The organism is Chamaesiphon sp. OTE_20_metabat_361, from assembly GCF_031364565.1.
The window spans coordinates 1-3,387 of the sequence record NZ_JANLWO010000520.1 but is presented as its reverse complement, the minus strand read 5'-3'; the positions used below and the strand labels follow the sequence as shown (position 1 = coordinate 3,387).

The 3,387-nt window shown below is 45.9% G+C and carries 2 protein-coding genes; one reads left to right on the top strand and one right to left on the bottom strand.

From position 1 onward, the window contains the following. Positions 1-1,625 (top strand): FdhF/YdeP family oxidoreductase (locus RMO35_RS15065; RefSeq protein ID WP_309742146.1); only part of this gene is annotated, 1,625 nt, incomplete at its 5' end. A 56-nt stretch (positions 1,626-1,681) separates the two neighbouring features. Here the strand turns inward: RMO35_RS15065 and menD are convergent. Further along, positions 1,682-3,387: 2-succinyl-5-enolpyruvyl-6-hydroxy-3-cyclohexene-1-carboxylic-acid synthase (gene menD / locus RMO35_RS15060; RefSeq protein WP_309742145.1), on the bottom strand; the 1,706-nt coding region annotated here is incomplete at its 5' end.

Below are 3,387 nucleotides of genomic sequence, written 5' to 3'. Positions count from 1 at the left end.
GCTTGAAGGAAGCGGATTGTGTGGTACTGGCAGGGGCAAATTCACCCTCTAATCATCCGCGCTTGATGAATGAGTTGATTAAAATCCGCGATAACGGTGGCAAAGTTATCGTTATCAATCCGGTGATGGAAATCGGGCTGGTGAAATTTGGTTCGCCTGCTTTTCCTGTCAAATCCTTAGTTCCCGGCTCGAAAATTGCCGATCTGTATTTACAACCGATTCCAGGTAGCGATGTCGCCTTATTTGTCGGCATTCAAAAAGCATTAATGGGGCAAGGACGGATCGATCGCGAGTTCTTGCAAGCGCATACTGAAGGTTGGGAAGCTATCCTCGAACAAGCTCATACAACTTCCTGGGAAACTATTACATCTACTTGCGGCGTATCCCAAACCGAAATCGAATCCGCAGCCACCATCATCGGCATGTCCAAACGAGTTGTCTTCGCCTGGGCGATGGGACTCACCCAACAGCTCAATGGTGTCGATAATGTCTATAGTATTGCCAATACCGCCCTAGTCAGTGGTAACGCTGGCAAAATGGGCGCGGGCGTCATGCCAGTACGCGGACATTCTAACGTCCAAGGCTTCGGATCGATGGGCGTGACGGTGAAACTCAAAGAGGAGCTAAAGCAAGCCTTAGAGCGGCTGCTAGGACGCTCTCTGAATCTTCCCAAAGGTTATCACACCCGCGATCTGATCGAAGCAGCAGCAGCAGGTAAAGTAGATAGTTTGATCTGTGTCGGTGGTAATCTCTATGGTGCCAACCCCAATTCCAATCAGGCGAAGCAAGCCTTGGGCAACATCGATACCATCATCTACATGGCAACCAAGCCCAACATCGGGCATTTTAATGGATTGGCAAAAACCAACACGATAATTATTCCTGTCTTCAATCGGTTTGAAAATCCTTATAAAACCACCTCAGAATCGGGCAACAATTTTGTGCGGCTCAACGATGCAGGAGAAACCCACCTCAAATCTGGCGATTTAATTCCCGAAGTCGAATTTTTGACTAAACTAGCGCACTACGTCCTCGGTGAAGAGCCGATTAAATGGCGCAAGATGCAAGATCCTCAATACATCCGCCAAATCATCGCCAGTACCATCGAAGGTTATCAGAAAATCGCGACGATCGACGATACCAAAGAAGAATTTACCATTGCCGATCGCATCGTCACCAAACCGCATTTCAAAACACCATCGGGGACGGCAAAAATGTTTACCACCCCACTCCCAGATCTGACACTACCCACCGCTCAAGATTTCAATATCGGCGATCGCGCAAATAGTTTAGTATTGGCATTAATGACCGGACGCAGCTATTCTCAACACAATACTGTCGTCTATAAAATTGGCGATATGTATCGCGGAATGCCCCATCGCAACTGTATTCTGATGAATCGGATCGATGCTGAAAAAATTAATCTAGCAGCACACGATCGAGTGACAGTCCAAGGCGATGCTGGTAAGTTAGAAGATGTAGAGGTAATCTACGGCTCTGTGCGCGAAGGTGCTGCGTTGATGTTTTATCCAGAAGTAAATGTAATTTTCACGGCTAAAACAGAAACTCGATCGGGTACACCTGCTTATAAGCGGGTGCCTGTAGTGGTTTATAGCGATAAGTAAATTAATTGAGAATTGAGAATTAACCAGACAAATCGCTCGATTCCTAGATTGCTCGATTAGTCTTCCATACTGCAAAGTCTGGCAAGATCCTGATGTAACTTAAGATTTTCAGATCGATCGGTTGTTACTTCAATGATGGCACTACAATTTTTTGTTAGTGCTTGTTGATAGTAGCGGATAAATTCATCCCGACTTTGAGGATGATAATAATCTAACTCAAACATGGCAGCGGCGCGATCGAATTTCAAACCATGTGGCGTCCCAAAATAAGTATCGAAGATCTCGGTAGATTTAGAGATCGGTAAAAAGGAAAATATTCCCCCACCATCATTATTGATAATTACCACAATTACTGGCTGTAAATTGCGTTGCAATAATGCAAACGAATTTAAGTCATATAAGCTCGATAAGTCTCCCACAATTGTCGTCACTGGAGCCTGCAAACCCACAGCAAAACCAGTTGCTGCGGCAATCGCCCCTTCAATCCCACTCGTACCCCGATTTGCCCCGACTCGCAGACTGCATGACTGAGAATCTTCAACAATTGCACCGACACCAAACATACCCAAATCCCGAATCGGCATACTATTTGACACCCACAAGCCATGTTGAAAAGGGATGAGTTCGGAGATAGTGCGCGCGATGAGTGGTTCGGTTAATTTTGAGGTTTTTAAAAAGTTAGCGGCTGTAACGCTGATTCTGCCTGAAGCGAATCGTAACTTCTGCACCCAGGTTGACGGGGATATCTGCGGTAACTGCTGACACAACTGCTGACATAGGTAAGCGATGTCAGATTCGATTCTGAGCGAGACTAAATGGCTAGGATCGTAGCGTTCGCCATTAGCCGCGATCGCAATATAATTTGTCGGTGGATGTTTCTCGATCCATTTAAACCACTGCAATGAAACGATTTTCGTCCCGATTTGGACGATCGTATCGACCTGCTCTAACTCTACAGCACTACCCGTCAGTAATAATCTGTCGAAGTAATGAATTAAATTCGGGAAATCCTGACGCAATCTCAATCCCGACTGCACATCAGCAAATACAGCCCAATTTAGTCGCGCTGCTAATTTTATTACTGCCTGAATTTCTGCTGGAGACTTTAACTGTCCGACAAATAGGATACCCTTGGTGGTGGCTGCGATCGTGTCAACGAGCGACTGAATTTCGTCAGGAGCTGGAATAGTTAATTTATTGGCATAACGAGTATATGGAGATCGCTTCTCACTCCACTTCACCAAACTTGCAGGTATTTCTACAGGTGCATCTGTAGATCCAAAAGGCTCACGAAACATGCAATTGAGATGCACCACTCCGCCTGGAGCTTGTCGCGATTTAGATACAGTAAGATCGATCGTCGTCAGCACCACATTGGGGTTAATTTCGGTTGTAGGGCAAGGTAAATCGAACTGCCATGTCGGGTAATTGCCATACAAATTTACCTGATCGATCGTCTGATTTGCCCCCGTCTGGCGCAATTCTGGCGGTCGATCGCTAGATAGAATAATCAGCGGAATATTATCGATCGAGGCTTCAATGACGGCGGGTAAATAATTTGCCGCAGCCGTCCCAGAAGTACAAATTAATACCGCCGGATTGCCAGTAGCACGAGCATATCCGATCGCATGAAAACCCGCCGCTCTCTCGTCTAAACATACAATCTTATTTGTTTGCGCGTTTTGAGCTACCGCTACAGTCAATGGTGTCGATCGAGAACCAGGAGAAATGACAAAATAATCAACACCATTTCTGACTAGTT